The organism is Nocardia sp. alder85J (assembly GCF_020176955.2).
Lineage (GTDB): Bacteria > Actinomycetota > Actinomycetes > Mycobacteriales > Mycobacteriaceae > Nocardia.
On sequence record NZ_JAIUCZ020000005.1, the window covers coordinates 698539 to 715754 of the forward strand.

Genomic DNA, 17216 nt, shown 5'->3' on the forward strand with positions numbered 1-17216 from the left:
CGGTAGTTCGGTCTCCTCACGGGCGGGCCGGTCGGCGGCCGCGCCGTTCGGCGGGCCGCTCACGCCCTGGTTCTCGTCGGTCATGCGTTCCGTTCCCGTCACCGGCCGATCACCTCCACCACGATTCGTGCCACCTCGTCGGCGGCGTCCCGATGCCCGGCTCCGGCGGCGGCCGCGGCCATGCCGGACAACCGCTGCGGATCGCTGAGCACCGGGATCACCTCGTCGATGACGTATTTGGGGGTCAGTTCCGCGTCGGGGACGATTCTGCCACCACCCAGTGACACGATCGGGCGGGCGTTGAGCTCCTGTTCCCCGTTGCCGTGCGGCAGCGGAACGTAGAACGCGGGCAGCCCGACCGCCGACACCTCGGCGACGGTCATCGCACCCGAACGGCACACCGCCGTGTCCGCCGCGGCGTAGGCCAGATCCATCCGGGACAGATACGGCACCGCAACGTATTTCGCGGGGCGGTCCGGGTCGGTCCCCGAGATGTCGAGGGTGTTCTTGGGGCCGTGCGCGTGCAGCACCGAGATGCCCGCCGCGGTCAGTTGCGCGGCCGCGCCCGACACCGCCTCGTTCAGCGACCGGGCGCCCTGGGAACCGCCGAACACCAGCAGCACCGGTCCCGCGGCGGGCAACCCGAAGTGGGCGCGGGCCTCGGCCCGCAGCGCCGCCCGGTCCAGGGTCGCGATGGATTGCCGCACCGGGATACCGACGATCTCGGCCTCCGGGCGGCCGCGGCCGTGCACCCCGGACCCCGGCACCGCCGCCAGCACCCGGCCGGCCAGCCGCGCGCCGATCTTGTTGGCGATACCGGCCTTCGCATTCGCCTCGTGCACCACGATCGGCACCCGGCGGCGGCCGCGCAGGCCGCGACCGGCCGCCAGGTAGGCGGGCAGCGCCACGTAGCCGCCGAATCCGACCACCACGTCCGCGTCCACCGCGTCGATGATCGCGCGGGTCCGCGCCACCGAGGCCCGCACCCGCCCCGGCAACCGCAGCAGATCGGCGGTCGGCTTGCGCGGCAACGGAACCGGCGGGATCAGCTCCAGCGGGTAGCCGCGCTCCGGTACCAGCCTGGTCTCCAGGCCGCGTTCGGTACCCAGCGCGGTGATCCGGATCTCCGGATCCCGGCGGCGCAGCGCGTCGGCGACGGCCATGGCGGGCTCGATGTGCCCCGCCGTCCCGCCACCGGCCACGATCACCGACAGCGGTCGTCCCACGGCCATCGACTCGGTCACCTCGGTTTGCCCCTGTCTCGTGCGTGTGTCGTCGGATAGCTCGGGTCCCACGCCAGTGCGGACCGCCACGACTCGCCGCCGCGACTCCGATTGCCCGCTCGGCGTGCCGAATCCGAATCTATCGAGCGGCGGGCCGGCGGGTCGGCGGCACCCCGCTTGGCCCGGGCCGGTTCGCCCCCGGGGGCGCGGCCGGACTTCTTCGGCGCGGCCTGCTGTCCCGCACGCGGCCCGGCCTTCCGCGGCCCCGCCTTCGCGCTGGGCCGCGGGCGTGGCGCGGTGTACAGCTCCGGCTTCGGCAGCCGCAGCAGCCGGCTGAACCGGCCGTCCTGACCGGCGTGCAACGCCACCACCGCCTCCGGCTCGTGCCGGGCCGCGTTCGCGATCAGCCCGAACATCAGCAGCGTGATCGCCAGCGACGAACCACCCGCCGACACCAGCGGCAGCTGCAATCCGGTCACCGGCAGCAAGCCGACCACGTAGCCGATGTTGATCAGGGCCTGACCGGTGATCCAGGTGGTCGCGGTCGCGGTGAGCAGGCGCAGGAACGGATCCACCGACCGGCTGGCGATCCGCAGCCCGGTGTAGACGAACAGCGCGAACAGCCCCAGCACCAGCGCGCAACCCAGGAAGCCCAGTTCCTCGCCGATGATGGCGAAGATGAAATCGTTGTGCGCGTTGGGCAGATAGCTCCACTTGGCCCGGCTCTGCCCCAGCCCGCGGCCCCAGATGCCACCGTCGGCCAGCGAGAACAGCGCCTGCCGCGCCTGATAGTTGATGCCCTGTGGATCGTCGCCGGGATTGAAGAAGGCCCGCATCCGGTTCGAGCGGTAACCCGCCGACAGCGCCAGCACCCCGGCCGCGACCAGGCCCGACACCGAGATCGTGACGAACAGCCGCACCGGCAGCCCGCCGAACCACAGCAGCGCGGCCAGGATCAGGCCCAGTGCGATCGTCGTGGACAGGTTCGGCTGCAACACCACCAGCAGGCACACCAGCAGACCGGCCGGTACCAGCGGCACCATCACGTCCTTGTAGGTGGCCCGCGACCCGACCAGCGCCCGCCGGGCCACCAGCAGATGCGCACCCCACACGATCAGGGTGACCTTGATGATCTCCGACGGCTGGATCGACAGCGGCCCGATCACGAACCAGCGCCGCGACCCCTGCACCGAGGAGCCGATGCCCGGGATCAGCACCAGCACCAGCGCCAGCACCGACAGCGCGAACAGCGGGAACGACCACTGCCGCACCCGCGACAGCGGCACCCGCAGGGCCAGATAGAACAGCACCGCGCCGACGGCCGCGAACATCGCCTGCTGCACGAACAGCGAATACGCCGAGCCGTCGGCGGCATACGCCTCGACGCTCGACGCCGACAGCACCATCACCAGCCCGAGCAGGGTCAGCAGCGTCGCGATGGTGACGATCAGATGGAAGGACGCCAGCGGGCGCGCGAGCCAGGCGCCGAACCAGGTGGCACCCGCGGCCTTGCGCCCGGTGCCCGCCGTCGCGACGCCCGCCTTCGTCATCCCGCGCTCCCGATGTCTCCCTCGCCGAGCGCCTGCACCGCCGCGGCGAAACTGCGTCCCCGGTGGGTGTAGTCGGTGAACATGTCCAGCGAGGCGGCGGCCGGCGCCAGCAGCACCGTGTCCCCGCGCCCGGCGTAGCCGGCGGCGATTCGCACCGCACGCGCCATCACCGCTTCCGCACCCATACCCGCATCGTCGCCCGAATCGAGCACGACGACCGGGACATCGGGCGCGTGTCGCGTCATCGCCGCGGCGATCGCGTGTGCGTCCACGCCGAGCAGCACCGCCGCGACCAGCCGGTCGGCGACCTCCTCGACCAGATCGTCGACGTGCGCGCCCTTGAGCTGACCGCCGGCGACCCAGATCACCGCCGGATGCGCCAGGATCGACGACCGCGCGGCGTGCGGATTGGTGGCCTTGGAGTCGTCGACGAACTCGACGCCGCCGAGCTCCCGCACGAAGGCCGCGCGGTGCGGGCCCACCTTGTGCTCCTGCAACCCCTCCTTGACGAATTGCGGTGCCACGTCGATGGATCGGGTCAGGGCGGCGGCGGCCAGCGCGTCGGCCACGCCCGCCGGACCCGGCGGGCTGATGTCGCCGGTCTCGGCGAGGATCGCGGCCTTGGTGAAGGCCCGGTCCAGCAGTTTGCCGTCGACGACGCCCAGCTCACCGTCGGCGGGGACGCCGATCCGGAAACCGACCGTGCGGCGCGCCCGGGACTTACGAGCCAGCGCGCCGGCCACCGGATCGTCCAGGCCCACCACGCCGACCCGGCCGGTCAGCGCGCGCGCCTTGGCCGCCGCGTAGGCGTCCAAGCCGCCGTGCCAGTCCAGATGGTCCTCGGCGACGTTGAGCACCACGCCGGCCTCCGGGCGCACCGAGGGCGCCCAGTGCAACTGGAACGAGGACAGTTCCACCGCCAGCACCTGCGGACCCGGGCTGCGCCGCAGCGCGTCCAGGATCGGCAATCCGATGTTGCCGCAGGCGACGCTGGCGATACCGGCCGCGCGCAGGATCGCGTGGGTCATCTGGGTGGTGGTGGTCTTGCCGTTGGTGCCGGTGATGACCAGCCACTTGCGCACCGGCCCGTACAACCGGGCCTGGTCCACCCACCAGGCGAATTCGACGTCGCCCCAGACCGGGATGCCCTCGGTCACCGCCGAGACCAGCACCGGCGAGTCCGGCCGCCAGCCCGGACTGGTGATGACCAGCGCGAAGCGGCTCAGCGCGCCGGGCAGGGTGAGTTCCTCGCCGGGTGCGGTGGCCAGGCCCAGTTCGGCGGCCTCGGCCAGCGCCTTCTCCCCGGCGTCGGTGACCACCGGCCGAGCGCCGATGTCGTGTAGCGGCTCGATCAGGGACCGGCCGGACACGCCCCAGCCGGCCACCAGAACGTCTCTGCCGCGCAGAAATTCGAGCATGGGGCCCGGTGAGCGCAGGGCCCGCGGAGTGTGTTCGACCATCGCCTGTTACCCGACCTGAGAGAGGTATTCGCTGTAGAACAAGCCCAGTCCGACCGCGGCCGCGATGCCGGCCAGCAACCAGAACCGAATGATCACCGTAGTCTCTGCCCATTTGGACAGTTCGAAGTGGTGGTGGAACGGCGCCATCTTGAACAACCGGTTGCGGGTCGTCTTGAAGACCACGATCTGCAATACCACCGAGGCGGCCTCGGCGACGTACAGCGCGCCGATGACCACCATCAGCAGTTCGGTGCGGGTGGTGATGGACAGCCCGGCCAGCAGGCCGCCGAGCGCCAGCGAACCGGTGTCGCCCATGAAGATCTTGGCCGGAGCCGCGTTCCACCACAGGAATCCGATGCACGCCGCCGCCCCGGCCGCGCACACCAGCGCCAGGTCCAGCGGGTCGCGGACGTTGTAGCAGCCGGGCTCCACCTTCACCTCGCAGGCGTGGTAGTACTGCCAGAAGCTGATCACCACATAGGAACCCAGCACCAGGCTCATCGACCCGGCGGCGAGCCCGTCCAGGCCGTCGGTGAGGTTCACCGCGTTCGACCAGGCCACCACGACCAGGCAGACGAAGGCCAGGAAGACGATCACGCTCATCGACACCGTATTGATGTCGCGCACATAGGACAGGTGCCGGCTGGCCGGCGTACGGCCCCCGGCGCCCGCGCTGTGCAGTGCCAGCACCCCGAACACGATGGCGGCGGTGAGCTGTCCGAGATATTTCCCGGCCGCGGTCAGGCCCAGATTGCGCTGCTTGCGCAACTTGATGAAGTCGTCGACGAAGCCGACCGCACCCAGCGCGGTGGACAGGCCCAGCACCAGCAGGCCGGAGGCGGTGATGCCCTCGGCCCGGTAGCCGATGCCGATCAGATGCGAGCCCAGATAGCCGGCCCACATGCCGATCATGATGGCCACGCCGCCCATGGTCGGCGTGCCGCGCTTGGCCTTGTGGCTCTCCGGGCCGTCGATGCGGATCTCCTGGCCGAAGCCACGCCGCGCGAACATCCGGATCAGCAACGGCGTCAACAGGATCGACACCGTCAGCGCGATGGCCGCGGCGAACAGAATCTGCCTCATCGGGCCGCCTCCGTATCCGACTGCGACGCGACCGGCACATCCGACTGCGACGCCGGCGGCGTGCTCGACTGCGACCTGCCCGGCCCGGCAGCGACGAGATGTTCGGCGACCTTCCACAGTCCGGCGGAGTTGGATGCCTTGACCAGCACCACATCACCGGCGGCGACCTCGGCGTCGAGCAGTTCGAGCGCCGCGCCGATATCGGGTACCAGCACGGACTCCTCGCCCCACGAACCTTCCTGGACCGCGCCCTGATGCAGCGCGCGCGCCGGGCGGTCGGTGCCGACCACGATCAGCCGGTCGACGTCCAGCCGCACCACGAGCCGGCCGATCCGGTCGTGCTCGATGACGGCGTCGTCGCCCAGTTCGGCCATCTCGCCGAGCACCGCCCAGCTGCGGCGGGGTTGCCCGGCGGGCGTGTCGCCGGTGCGCGACATCGTGACCAGTGCCTTCAGCGCCGCCCGGACCGAATCCGGATTGGCGTTGTAGGCGTCGTTGACGACGGTCACGCCGTCGGCGCGGGTGCGCACGTCCATGCGATGGGCCGACACGGCTTTCGCCTCGGACAGCGACGCGGCCACGGTCGCGAGATCGGCGCCGCACTCCAGCGCCACCGCCGCGGCGGACAGCGCATTGCCCACCTGATGCTCACCGTGCACCCCGAGCCGCACCTCGGCCCGGGATCCGTTGGCGTGCAGCGTGAATCGAGCACGCGCGGCCTCGTCGAGCTGAATGTCGCTCGCGCGCACGGCAGCTCCGGCCGACTGCCCCACAGTCACCACGCGGGCGACCGTGCGGCTCGCCATCGCGAGCACGTTCGGATCGTCGGCGTTGAGTACCGCCACGCCGGTGGCCGGCAGCGCCTCCACCAGTTCGCCCTTGGCCTGCGCGATGGCCTCGCGGCCACCGAATTCGCCGAGGTGCGCGGTGCCCACATTGAGCACCACCCCGATACTCGGCGGCGCGATCTCGGTGAGTGCCTTGATGTGCCCGTGCCCACGGGCCGACAGTTCCAGCACCAGAAACCGGGTGCCGGCGTCGGCGCGCAGCACCGTCCACGGATGTCCGAGTTCGTTGTTGAACGAACCCGGCGGCGCCACCACCGGACCCAGTGCGCCGAGCACCTGGGCCAGCAGATCCTTCGTCGAGGTCTTCCCGGAGGATCCGGTGACGCCGACGACGGTCAGACCGCCCGCGGCGACCAGCCGGTCCACGTTGGCGCGGGCCAGCGTGGCCAGTGCGGCCAGCACCGCCGCGCCGGAGCCGTCGCTGTCGTGCGCCAGCGCCAGCGCGCGGGTGGCGGGGGTGGCCAGCGGCGTGACGACGATCGCCGGCACTCCCACCGGCCGGGTCGCCAGCACGGCCACCGCCCCGGCGGCCACCGCGGCCGCCGCGTAGTCGTGCCCGTCGACGTGCTCGCCGGGCAACGCCAGGAACAGGTCGCCGGGACTGATGCGGCGCGAGTCGAATTCGACCGCGCCGGTTACCGTCACCGCGGGATCGGGCACGTCGTGCAGTGTCCCGCCGACGACCTCCGCGACCTCCCGCAGAGTCATTTCGATCATGAAGCTGTCTGGTCCTTCGTCTTCCGATGCAGGGCCGCCGCCACTACCTCGCGGTCGTCGAACGGGTACTTCACACCGGCGATCTCCTGCCCTGTCTCATGGCCCTTGCCCGCCACCAGCACGATGTCGCCGGGCCGGGCCCAGTCGACGGCGGCGGTTATCGCCGCGGCGCGGTCGCCGATCTCGGCCACCTCGCCGCGTTCGGTCTCCGCGATACCCACGGCGCCGGCCCGGATGGCGGCCCGAATCTCGGCCGGATCCTCGGAGCGTGGATTGTCGTCGGTGATGATCAGCAGTTCGGCGCCGCGCGCCGCGGTGGCGCCCATCAGCGGGCGCTTCCCGGTGTCGCGGTCGCCGCCGGCGCCGACCACCACGGCCACCCGGCCACCGGTCTGCTTCGCGTATTCGCGCAGCGTCGCGATGACCGATTCGATGGCGGCCGGTTTGTGCGCGTAGTCCACCACGGCCAGGAAGTCCTGCCCGGCATCGACACGCTGCATCCGGCCGGGCACGTCCACCTCGGCCAGCGCCGCGGCCGCCACCGTGGCGTCGATGCCGGCGGTGGCGCACACAGCCACCGCCAGCAGTGCGTTGGCCACATTGTAGCGGCCCGGAAGACGAAGTCGCACATCGGTTTTCACGCCGGGACCGGCGATGGTGAACTCCTGTCCGCCGCCGCGGACAGTGGCCGCGCCGACCAGGGTCCAGTCGGGTTCGGCCTCGCCGGTGGGGCTCTGCCGGGTCGCCGTGGTCACCACGGTGGTGCGACCGCCCACCTCGCGGACCAGGCGCCGGCCCCAGGCGTCGTCGACGCACACCACGCAGGTGCGCGCGGCGATCGGCGACTCCGGCTCGAACAGCCGGCGCTTGGCGGCGAAATAGTCCTCGAAATCGGCGTGGAAGTCCAGGTGGTCCTGCGACAGGTTGGTGAACGCGCCCACCTCGAACTCGACGCCGTCGACCCGGCCCAGCACCAGCGCGTGGCTGGACACCTCCATCACCACCGCCTGCACGCCGCGCTCCACCATCAGCGCGAACATCGCGTGCAACTGCGGCGCCTCGGGGGTGGTCAGCGCGCTCGGCACCCGCTGCCCGTCGATGCGGGTCTCGATGGTGCCGATCAGCGCGGTCCGCAGGCCGGCCGCGGCCAGGCCCGCCTCCACCAGATACGAGGTGGTGGTCTTGCCCGAGGTGCCGGTGATGCCGATGATCTGCAACCGCCGCGACGGATGGCCGTAGATCGTCGCCGACAGCAGGCCGAGCACCGTGCGCGGATCGTCGTGCACCAGCACCGGAACGTCGACGGCGCCGATCAGTTCGGCGCCGGCCGGATCGGTCAGCACCGCCACCGCACCCGCGGCGATCGCGTCGGGGGCGAAGCGGGCCCCGTGCGCGTGCGCACCGGCCAGCCCGGCGAACAGATCACCCGGCCGGACCGCCTGCGAGCGTTGCTCGATCCCGGTGACGACGGCTCGTGCGAGCCGCTCCGGATCGCCGCTGTAGCGGGCTCTGGCCAGGTCGGCTACCGCGCGCAACGCCGTCGCCGGCGGCACAGCCGGGCGCAGCGCCGGCGGGCTGGACGGCACGGGCACGAAGCTCCTCTCGATCGGTGGCAGGTCTCGCTGCTGCTATCTCACATCGGACGGAATCGGATCGACGAGTCAGGTTACCGACGATCGATCACGACCGGGCAACGCGGCTGCCGAATCACCGTCCCGGCGCGTGGCGGGCCTGCCCCCGCGGAGGCTACATGGCCTGGAGGACAAGCTGTTTCACCGGTTCGGTGGACGGCGGAATCCGATCGCGCTGCAACACCCAGGAGGCGATGTTGTGGAACAGCGGCGCCGCCGACTGCCCGCCGCTGCCGTCGGAGCTGCGGATCGGCGCGTCCAGCATGATGCCCACCACGTAGCGTGGATCGTCGGCGGGCGCGATGCCCGCGAAGGTGATCCAGTAACGGTCGTTCGAGTAGCACTTGCAGTGCTGATCGATCTGCTGCGCGGTGCCGGTCTTCCCGGCGATCTGGTAGCCCTCCACGGCGCCGGACGGGCCGGTGCCCTGCTGGTACCCCATCGGATCGCGCTGCACCACGGCCTCGAACATCTGCCGCAGCGTGCGCGCGGTCTGCACGCTCACCACCCGGGTGCCCGGCGGCGCCGGATCCTCGGCGCGGGTGCCGTCCGGCCCGATCCGGGCCCGCACGATGCGCGGCGGCACCCGGACCCCGTCGTTGGCGATCGCCTGGTACATCCCGGTCATCTGCAACAGGGTCATCGAAAGACCCTGGCCGATGGGCAGGTTGGCGAAGGTGGAGCCGGACCACTGGTCGCGCGCGGGCACGATGCCCGCGCTCTCGCCGGGCAGGCCGACGCCGGTGCGCTGGCCCAGGCCGAACCGCTTGAGCATGTCGGCGTAGCGGTCCTCGCGGACCCGCTGCGCCAGCATCAGGGTGCCGACGTTGGACGACTTCCCGAAGATGCCGGTGGTGGTGAACGGGGTGACGCCGTGCTGCCAGGCGTCACTGACGGTGACGCCACCCATATCGATGCTGCCCGGCACCTCGAACACCTCGTCCGGTGTGGTCAGCCCGTATTCGATGGCGGCGGCCGCGGTGACGATCTTGTTCACCGAACCGGGTTCGAAGCCGTCGGTCACCGCCGGATTGCCCATGTTCGCCGAACCCCAGTACTGCGAGCCCAGACTCGGATTGAAGGTGCTGTCGTTGGCCATCGCGAGCACCTGCCCGGTGTGCGCGTCCAGCACCACCGCCGACGCGTCCTGCGCGCCGGACATCTCCTTGGCCTGCTGAATCTGCTGTTGCACGTAGTACTGGAGATCCGAGTCGACGGTCAGTTCCACGCCGTTGCCGTTGACCGCGGGCTGCCGGTCGCGCTCGCTGCCCGGGATGACGGCGCCGTCGGAACCACGGTCGTAGGTGTGCGAGCCGTCGGTGCCGGCCAGCACCGCGTCCAGCGACGACTCCAGTCCGATCTGCCCGTGCCCGTCCCAGCCGGTGGCGCCCAGCACGTTCGCGGCCAGCGAACCGCCCGGATAGATCCGGGTGTCCTGCCGATCGGCGCCGACCTCCGGGAATTCGTCGGTGATCTCGGTGGCCACCCGGGCGTCGACGTTGCGGACCAGATAGGTGAAGGTGTCGTCGCTGCGCAGCTTCGCCAGCAGGTCGCTCTCCTGCGGGGCGTCCTGGCCGAGGCGCTGGTGGATGGTCCGGGCGATGGCCTGCAAGCGCTGATCCGGGTCCGGCGCCTTGGCGCTCTTGGCATGGGCGGCGGCCAGATCCTTGCGGACCTTCACCGGCTGGAAGGTCAGTGCCTTGGTGGTGATCGTGAAGGCCAGCGACTTGCCGTACCGGTCGGTGATCGGCCCGCGCAACGCCGTGTCCGGGGTGGTGACGATGCGCTGGCTGGCCGCCTCCGCCGACAGCTTCGGCGCGGACACCGTCTGGATCCAGAGCAGTTGCACCGCGACCATCAGCAGTGCGATCAGCATGATGATGCGGCCCACTCCGAACCGGAGCCGCAGCGACGAATCAGCTGCGGCTCCGGATCGGGAGGTGGACTTGCGCGGCCGGCCCGGCCGCACGCCCCGAGCCGGAGCCCGGCCGCGTGGCTGCTGGGTACGGCCGCCGGGACTCATCGAGCGGCCCCGCCGGTCGCCGGAACGACCGGCGCCGGCAGTGTCGGGGTCGGCACCGTGACCAGCTGGTTCGGGGTGACCGTGCCGGGCACCGCCTGGGCCGCCTGCGGGGCGACCGCCTGGGCGGCCTGTGCGGCAACCGCATTGGGTACGGCGGGCGTCGGGGCCTGCACGCTGGGTGCCGACCGCGGCGGGCTGGTCACCGGGATCACCCGCTCACCCTGGGCCTGGGCCAACCTCGGCAGCGGCGCGGCCGGCGCGGTCGGCGACACGTTCAGTGGCGGGACCGGGCCACCCTGCTGCGGCACCTCCTTGCCGATGACGGTGACGGAGCCGTCCGGCGCCACCACCAGTCGCACGGGATCCTTGGCCGGGATCATGCCGAGCTCGCGGGCGCGGTCGGCCAGCGCGGGGGCCGAATCGTCCTTGGCCACCTCGCGTTGCAGCGCGGCCTGCTCGTCGGCGAGTTCCTGGTTGGTGTGCCGGGCGTCACCGAGCTGATAGCTGTCCTCGGCGGCGCGGGTGGTCAGCAGCAGCGTCGCGGCCAGGCCGCAGCCGAGCAGGGCGAGGATTCCGGCCACGAACGGGATCCGGCCGGCCATCACCCCGGTGGTACGACCGGGCAGCGGCGGGAGTTGCTGCGGGCGCCGGACGCGGTTGCGCCGCTTGGCGTAGGCCCGTTCGGCCGCACCGGACTTGTCCCGGTCGGCCGCCACCCGCCGCGGACCCACCGGCTGCTCCGGCGGCACCACCGGCAGTCCGGCGGCGGCCTTGCGGCCCGGTGTCGGCATCGCCGGATGCGGCGTCTGATTCGCAGCCCGCTGCGGTGCCTGATTCGCAGCCCGCTGCGGTGCCTGATCCATCGTCTTACTCGAAGCCTGCTTCGATGCCGCAGTTCGCCGCTTCGGTGCGTCCACCCGTGTCCGCACGCTCATCGTCTAGCCTCCCCTGACCTGTTCGGATGACTGTCTCCCCGACCCGTACCGTCCTCGATCCGTTCCACCGCGCGCATCCGAACCGGTGCGGCGCGCGGATTCTCGTCGATCTCCTCCGGCGTGGCTTTCTCCGCGCCCCGGGTGAGCACCCGGAACGCCGGTCCCATACCGGGCAACTCCACCGGCAGGCCGACCGGGGTCCGCGAGGCGGACTCCCGCGCGAAAAGCTGTTTGACCAGCTTGTCCTCCAGGGACTGGTACGACATGACGACGATCCGCCCGCCGATCTCCAGCGCGTCCAGCGCCGCCGGCAGGGCCGCCTCCAGCGACTCCAGTTCCCGGTTCACCTCGATGCGCAGCGCCTGGAAGGTGCGCTTGGCGGGATGGCCGCCGGTGCGCCGGGTGGCCGCGGGGATGGCGTCGTAGAGCAGTTCGACCAGTTGGGCGCTGGTGGTGAACGGCTGCCGTTCCCGGCGCCGGACGATCTCGGAGGCGATGCGCCCGGCGAACCGCTCCTCGCCGTACACCTTCAGCACCCGGGCCAGCTCGCCGTGGGCATAGGTGTTGAGCACGTCGGCGGCGGTGGGGCCGGTGCTGGGGTCCATCCGCATGTCCAGGGGCGCGTCGACGGAATAGGCGAAGCCGCGATCGGCCTCGTCCAGCTGCATCGACGAGACGCCGAGGTCCATCAGGATCGCGCGTACCGAGCCGTGCGGCGGCAGCCCGGCCTGCGCGAGCGCGCCGGGGATGCCGTCGTATCGGGTGTGCACCAACGTGATTCGATCCGCGAACGGCTGCAACCGGTCCGCGGCCAAGCGCAGCGCCTCGGCGTCGCGGTCCAGGCCGATCATCCGGATCGCAGGATATGTCTGGAGAAAATGTTCGGCGTGCCCGCCCAGCCCGAGCGTGGCATCGATCAGGACACCGCCGGATTCCAGTGCGGGACCGAGGATTTCATCGGCTCGGCGGAGCAGCACCGGAACATGGCGGGAGCTGGTGTTCTCACGGTTCACCTCGACCTCCCGGGATCCTGCCTCACGATGGTGCGCGCGTCGGCGACCGATGCCCCCTGGTCTCTGACCGAGCGCAGGTACCTGGCGTTGGGGAAGTACGTCAGGGTCCGGCGTCGGGCAGAGGCCGCAGGGCACCCGCCTCGCGCGGGGCTAGAAGATTCCGCCCAGCGACTCGTCTCTGGCCTGCGAGTAGTCCTCCTCGTGCTCGGCGAGGTAGGACTCCCATGCCTGTTTGTCCCAAATCTCCAGGAAGTCGACCGAGCCGATCACCACGCAATCCTTCGAGAGATTCGCGTAGCGGCGGTGTTCTGCCGACAACATGATCCGGCCCTGCGCATCCGGACGCTGTTCGTCCGTGGAGGCCGCGAGTGCCCGGACGAACGCCCGCGCCTGCGGATTGCTCCGCGACGCCTCGGCGGCCCGCCGCGCCAGCGCGGTGAACTCGTCCTTGGGATACACGGCAAGGCTGTGGTCCTGGCCCTTCGTGACCATCAACCCTCCCGCAAGCTCGTCGCGAAATTTCGCAGGCAACGTCAGTCGCCCTTTGTCGTCCAGCCGAGGCATGTAGGTACCGAGAAACACGTCTCGACACCTCCCGCTCGATCACCTCGGTCTGGTCGGCCTTCGTCAGTGCGGGCTCCACATTACCCCACTTTCCCCCACTTTCAATCGAAAGCGTCGGTGATCCGGATCCCCGCGCAGCGAATATCCCAGGTCACGCCAGCTATCACCGCGGTGGGGAGTTTTCTGCGAGTTCCCGCGACACGCGGCCACGACACGACCACCACCCCGACAACCAGCAGCAATCCCACCGCTCGCGGGGGGTTGTGGGGCGGTGTGGGGGGTGGTGGCGCCCGGCGGTGGGGGGCGGTGGGCCGCCTGCTCGACAGGCCGCGAGCACAAAAACGACACGCCGTGCATCGCACGGCGTGTCGGATGTCGTCTCAGTCGGTCAACGGCGTGGCGGCATGGCCACCGCGGGTCGGCCCGCTGACGTCAGCACCGTCCGGGCCGGGGCCCGGACGGTCGCGGATTCAGTTGTCCTGTTCGAAGCGACGACGGAAGCGGTCTTCCATCCGGGCGGAGAATCCGCCGGACTTCTTCTGCTTGCCGCGGCCGCCGCCGGCGGGACCTGTGCCGGGTTGCGCGTCGCCACCGCGACGGCCGACACCGGGAATACCGGAGCCGCCCATCAACAGCAGGACGCCCGCACCGAACATCACGATGAACCCGAGCAGGCTGATCACGGGGAATCCGCCGGGCTTGACGGGCAGAGCGATCCCCGCGACGAGTAGGACCAGGCCGAGGACGAAGAGCGCCGCCGCCTGAAGTCTGCGTCTACCGGTGGCCGAACGGAGCCGCCCGCCTCGGACGGTGGATGCGAACTTGGGGTCCTCAGCATAGAGCGCGCTCTCGATTTGTTCGAGCATGCGCTGCTCGTGCTCGGAGAGTGGCACGGTACCTCCCCCGGCACTAGGTAGTGGTTGTCGCCTCCGGGTAGGCGACAGTAGCCGACCTTGGCGGCTATCTGTCACCAATGATACGAGTTCGATCAGTGCGCTACCACCTACTCTCCGATGTTCAAGCTGTGCCGTCGGCAACCCATTCCGCAACGGGCCGCAGTCGGGCCGCCGCATTGATCAGATCTGCCACGTCGCGCAGGAAAGCGCCGACCCGCGATGCGAACTCATCGGCACGTGCCGCGTCGACCGGCCGGTCCAGTCCGGCCTCCAGCGCCGCCCTGGTCTCGGAATGGGAGCTGAAGTAGTCCGCCCACATCACGAATTCCGGCGCCGCCTGCTGCATCAGCACCCAGGCGTTGCGCGACCGCGCCCGGGGTGCGCGATCGGCATTCGTGAGCGCGAGCACCGCACCCGCGCCGCGCAGGGCGGCCAGATACGCGGTGCGGAAACGCTCCTGTGGATCCGGCTCCGCCCCGGCCTGAAGCAGCAGTCCGTCCGCACGATCCAGTAACCCGCCTGCGCGCCCGGAATACGCCGGGCGCTCCACTCGACCTGCCATTGCCGTTCCTCCAGCCCATCTCATGCCCGCGGCCCGCGATCAGCGCCGTGCCAGGTCTTTTCCCGGCGTGTCCGGCGAACGCGACCCCCGGACGACCCGGCAGCACCGCCGGCGGAGCAAACCGACCGCACGGGCATACAGCGGACATCCAAGGGACCGAACAGGCATTCGAATGTTCGACAGGTGTGAATATAGAGTCGACCACCGACAAACTCGGATCACGAGAGCCGCGCCGACCCATATGACCGCCGCCAGACCCCGCTCCACCCCAGCCCCCGTCGTCGTCGACCTGTCCGTCACGGCGCTGCGTGCCCGGCTGCACGACGCGCTCTCGATCTACGTCGCGGCGATGGACTATCCGCGCGGCACCGAATACCACCGGGCGCCGATGTGGACCGAGCACACCACCCGCCCCGGCTGGCAGGCCGTCGGCGCCGTGCTGCCCGACGACAGCGGCTCGGTCGACCTGCGCACCTCACCACTGGTCGCGATCGCCTACGGCTACCACGGCGCCCAGCACCAGTGGTGGCATCAGCAGGTGCACAACGGGATGCGCCGCAGCGGCTGGCCGGAATACGCCATCCGGGAACTGCTCTCGGACTATTTCGAACTCACCGAACTGCATGTGCACCCCGCCGCGCAGGGCCTCGGCATCGGCGAGAAACTGCTGGTACGGCTGTTACAGGACCGGCCGGAGCGGGCGGCGCTGCTGTCCACCCCCGAGGTGGAACACGAGGACAACCGGGCCTGGCGGCTGTACCGCCGGCAGGGATTCACCGATGTGGTGCGGCATTTCGTGTTCGCGGGCGACACCCGGCGCTTCGCCGTGCTCGGCCGGCGATTGCCGCTGGAAGAATCGCCGCGGTGACGATCCTCGTCCTCGGTTCCGGCCACAACGCCCTGGTGGCCGCGTGCTACCTGGCCCGCGCCGGACAGCCCGTGGAAGTGCTGGAACGCGACGAGGTGCTCGGCGGCGCGGTGTCGACGGTGCCGCGTTTCCCCGGCCACCTGGTCGACCGCGGCTCCTCGGCGCACATCATGATCCGGCACACCGGCATCGTCGAGGAACTCGACCTCGCCCGTCACGGCCTGGAGTACATCGACTGCGACCCCTGGGGTTTCGCACCCGGCGCGCCGCCGCTGGTGTTCCACCGCGACCTCGACCGCACTTGCGCCTCGATCGAGGCCGCCTGCGGTGCCCGCGACGCCGACGCCTACCGGCGTTTCGTGCGGATCTGGGCGCCGCGCGCGGAACGGGTGCTGCGCGCCTTCGCCGGCCCGCCCGGCCCCGGCCGTTTCGTGAAGTCGTTCTGGGGGCTTGACATGAACGGCACCGGCGCCCGCCCGAGCGCGGCCGCCGGCAGCGCGCTGTCCCGCGATTTCCTGCAACCCGGCGACGCCCTGCTCGACGAATACTTCGACAGCGAGCGGCTGAAGGCGGCGCTGGCCTGGTTCGGCGCCCAGTCCGGACCCCCGATGTCCGAACCCGGCACCGCGTCGATGGTCGGCTTCGCCGCCGCGATGCACACCCTGCCGCCCGGCCGCGCGGTCGGCGGCAGCGGTGCGCTCACCGCCGCGCTGGCGTCCCGCCTGCGCGCCGACGGCGGTGTCGTGACCGCCGGCGATGCCGTCACCGAACTGCGCCGGACCGCCGGCGGCTGGCGAGTGCGCACCGCGGCCGGCCGAGACCTGGCCGCCACCACCGTGATCGCGGGCACCCACATCCTGACCACCCTGGACCTGTTGCAGCGCGGCGGTTTCGACCCGGCCGTGCTCGCGGACTGGCGCCGCCGCATCCGCGTCGGCCCCGGCATCGGCATGGTGGTGCGCGCGGCCACCAGCGCCCTGCCGCACTATCCGGGCGCCGACGCGGCCGAATCCGCCCGCGGCCTGCAACTGCTGGCCACCGATCGGCAGCAGCTGCGCCTGGCCCACGGCGCCGCCCTGGCCGGCTGCCTGCCACCGCGCCCGGTGGTGCTGGCGATGAGTTTCAGCGCGCTCGACCCCTCGATCGCCCCACCGGGACAACACCAGCTCTCACTGTGGTCGCAGTGGCATCCCTACCGCCTCGCCGACGGCACCGACTGGACCGCGCACGCCGACCGCGAGGCGGACCGCATCATCGCCGAAGTCGAGGCGGTCGCGCCGGGCTTCGCCGGCACCGTGCTGGACCGCCACGTCCAGACCCCCGCCGACCTGGAACGCGAACTGGGCCTGCGCGGCGGCAACGTGATGCACGTGGAGATGTCCCTGGACCAGATGTTCTTCTGGCGCCCCCTGCCGGAACTGTCCGGCCAGCGTGTCCCCGGCGCCCCCGGCCTCTACCTCACCGGCGCCTCCACCCACCCCGGCGGCGGCGTCTCCGGCGCCAGCGGTCGCACCGCCGCCCACCTGGTCCTCCGCGACCTCACCCGCCCGCGCCTGCTCCGCCGCGCCCGCCGATGACCACCACCCCGGTCGACCCCGACCCGACGGCACCCGCACCGGACACCGACGCCGTTCCCGCCGCACCCCCACCCGGCCGCCGGACCCCACACCCGGTGACGATGTCAGCCAGACCCGAAACCCGTTCGGCCGCAGCACAATTCACCGGCTCACCTCCAACCGCGGCACCGCCACAGGCGTCCACCACACGGCCGAGCAGCAAGACGGAATCCTCCGCCAACGCCGAGCCGTCCAGCGCGGCACAGCCGTCCAGCGCGGCACAGCCG

14 protein-coding genes are annotated in these 17216 nt (G+C 71.3%); 2 read left to right on the plus strand and 12 right to left on the minus strand.

All coding sequences use genetic code 11. From position 1 onward, the window contains the following. Positions 1 to 98 precede the first annotated feature (98 nt). The 12 genes from murG to LBW94_RS23080 form a co-directional block, all read right to left on the minus strand. The gene (murG, locus tag LBW94_RS23025) at positions 99 to 1295 is read right to left on the minus strand and encodes an undecaprenyldiphospho-muramoylpentapeptide beta-N-acetylglucosaminyltransferase (protein ID WP_225053217.1); all 1197 of its coding nucleotides are present in this window, start codon (positions 1293 to 1295) and stop codon (positions 99 to 101) included. Further along, positions 1241 to 2773, minus strand: coding sequence for a putative lipid II flippase FtsW (gene ftsW / locus LBW94_RS23030; RefSeq protein WP_225053219.1), 1533 nt, complete (start codon positions 2771 to 2773; stop codon positions 1241 to 1243). Before ftsW ends, murG begins: the two co-directional genes overlap by 55 nt. Next, positions 2770 to 4191 carry a UDP-N-acetylmuramoyl-L-alanine--D-glutamate ligase gene (gene murD / locus LBW94_RS23035; RefSeq protein WP_225053291.1) on the minus strand — a complete coding sequence of 474 codons (1422 nt, stop codon included), beginning with the start codon at positions 4189 to 4191 and terminating at the stop codon, positions 2770 to 2772. Before murD ends, ftsW begins: the two co-directional genes overlap by 4 nt. Before the next feature lie 48 nt (positions 4192 to 4239). After that, positions 4240 to 5316 carry a phospho-N-acetylmuramoyl-pentapeptide-transferase gene (mraY, locus tag LBW94_RS23040; RefSeq protein WP_225053221.1) on the minus strand — a complete coding sequence of 359 codons (1077 nt, stop codon included), beginning with the start codon at positions 5314 to 5316 and terminating at the stop codon, positions 4240 to 4242. Next, complete coding sequence (locus tag LBW94_RS23045; RefSeq protein WP_225053223.1) at positions 5313 to 6881, minus strand: UDP-N-acetylmuramoyl-tripeptide--D-alanyl-D-alanine ligase; 1569 nt, start codon at positions 6879 to 6881, stop codon at positions 5313 to 5315. The genes mraY and LBW94_RS23045 overlap by 4 nt, the downstream gene beginning before the upstream one ends. Continuing rightward, positions 6878 to 8473, minus strand: coding sequence for a UDP-N-acetylmuramoyl-L-alanyl-D-glutamate--2,6-diaminopimelate ligase (locus tag LBW94_RS23050; protein ID WP_225053225.1), 1596 nt, complete (start codon positions 8471 to 8473; stop codon positions 6878 to 6880). Before LBW94_RS23050 ends, LBW94_RS23045 begins: the two co-directional genes overlap by 4 nt. A 154-nt stretch (positions 8474 to 8627) precedes the next feature. Continuing rightward, positions 8628 to 10535, minus strand: coding sequence for a peptidoglycan D,D-transpeptidase FtsI family protein (locus LBW94_RS23055; RefSeq protein ID WP_416276933.1), 1908 nt, complete (start codon positions 10533 to 10535; stop codon positions 8628 to 8630). Further along, the gene (locus LBW94_RS23060; RefSeq protein ID WP_225053228.1) at positions 10532 to 11398 is read right to left on the minus strand and encodes a hypothetical protein; all 867 of its coding nucleotides are present in this window, start codon (positions 11396 to 11398) and stop codon (positions 10532 to 10534) included. The genes LBW94_RS23055 and LBW94_RS23060 overlap by 4 nt, the downstream gene beginning before the upstream one ends. A 68-nt stretch (positions 11399 to 11466) precedes the next feature. Further along, complete coding sequence (rsmH, locus tag LBW94_RS23065; RefSeq protein WP_225053229.1) at positions 11467 to 12483, minus strand: 16S rRNA (cytosine(1402)-N(4))-methyltransferase RsmH; 1017 nt, start codon at positions 12481 to 12483, stop codon at positions 11467 to 11469. Positions 12484 to 12633: 150 nt separating this feature from the next. Further along, positions 12634 to 13065, minus strand: a complete 432-nt coding sequence (gene mraZ, locus LBW94_RS23070) for a division/cell wall cluster transcriptional repressor MraZ (RefSeq protein WP_225053231.1) — start codon at positions 13063 to 13065, stop codon at positions 12634 to 12636. A 452-nt stretch (positions 13066 to 13517) separates the two neighbouring features. Beyond that, on the minus strand, positions 13518 to 13940 hold the full coding sequence (locus LBW94_RS23075) for a DUF3040 domain-containing protein (protein WP_225053232.1): 423 nt from the start codon (positions 13938 to 13940) through the stop codon (positions 13518 to 13520). Positions 13941 to 14064: 124 nt separating this feature from the next. After that, positions 14065 to 14505 (minus strand): SAV_6107 family HEPN domain-containing protein, encoded by a 441-nt coding sequence (locus tag LBW94_RS23080; RefSeq protein ID WP_225053234.1) that lies wholly within the window; start codon positions 14503 to 14505, stop codon positions 14065 to 14067. Positions 14506 to 14746: 241 nt separating this feature from the next. On the opposite strand from LBW94_RS23080, the gene LBW94_RS23085 reads away from it, so the two are divergent. Both LBW94_RS23085 and LBW94_RS23090 read left to right on the plus strand, forming a co-directional pair. Continuing rightward, positions 14747 to 15373: a GNAT family N-acetyltransferase gene (locus LBW94_RS23085; RefSeq protein ID WP_225053235.1), complete on the plus strand. Its 627-nt coding sequence runs from the start codon at positions 14747 to 14749 to the stop codon at positions 15371 to 15373. After that, positions 15370 to 16950 (plus strand): phytoene desaturase family protein, encoded by a 1581-nt coding sequence (locus LBW94_RS23090; protein WP_225053236.1) that lies wholly within the window; start codon positions 15370 to 15372, stop codon positions 16948 to 16950. Before LBW94_RS23085 ends, LBW94_RS23090 begins: the two co-directional genes overlap by 4 nt. Positions 16951 to 17216 lie beyond the last annotated feature (266 nt).

Coding starts and splice junctions, on each gene's coding strand:
- ftsW (WP_225053219.1), bottom strand. CDS start 2,773: ATGACGAAGGCGGGCGTCGCGACGGCGGGCACCGGGCGCAAGGCCGCG.
- murD (WP_225053291.1), bottom strand. CDS start 4,191: ATGCTCGAATTTCTGCGCGGCAGAGACGTTCTGGTGGCCGGCTGGGGC.
- mraY (WP_225053221.1), bottom strand. CDS start 5,316: ATGAGGCAGATTCTGTTCGCCGCGGCCATCGCGCTGACGGTGTCGATC.
- LBW94_RS23045 (WP_225053223.1), bottom strand. CDS start 6,881: ATGATCGAAATGACTCTGCGGGAGGTCGCGGAGGTCGTCGGCGGGACA.
- LBW94_RS23055 (WP_416276933.1), bottom strand. CDS start 10,535: ATGAGTCCCGGCGGCCGTACCCAGCAGCCACGCGGCCGGGCTCCGGCT.
- LBW94_RS23060 (WP_225053228.1), bottom strand. CDS start 11,398: ATGGATCAGGCACCGCAGCGGGCTGCGAATCAGGCACCGCAGCGGGCT.
- LBW94_RS23080 (WP_225053234.1), bottom strand. CDS start 14,505: ATGGCAGGTCGAGTGGAGCGCCCGGCGTATTCCGGGCGCGCAGGCGGG.
- LBW94_RS23085 (WP_225053235.1), top strand. CDS start 14,747: ATGACCGCCGCCAGACCCCGCTCCACCCCAGCCCCCGTCGTCGTCGAC.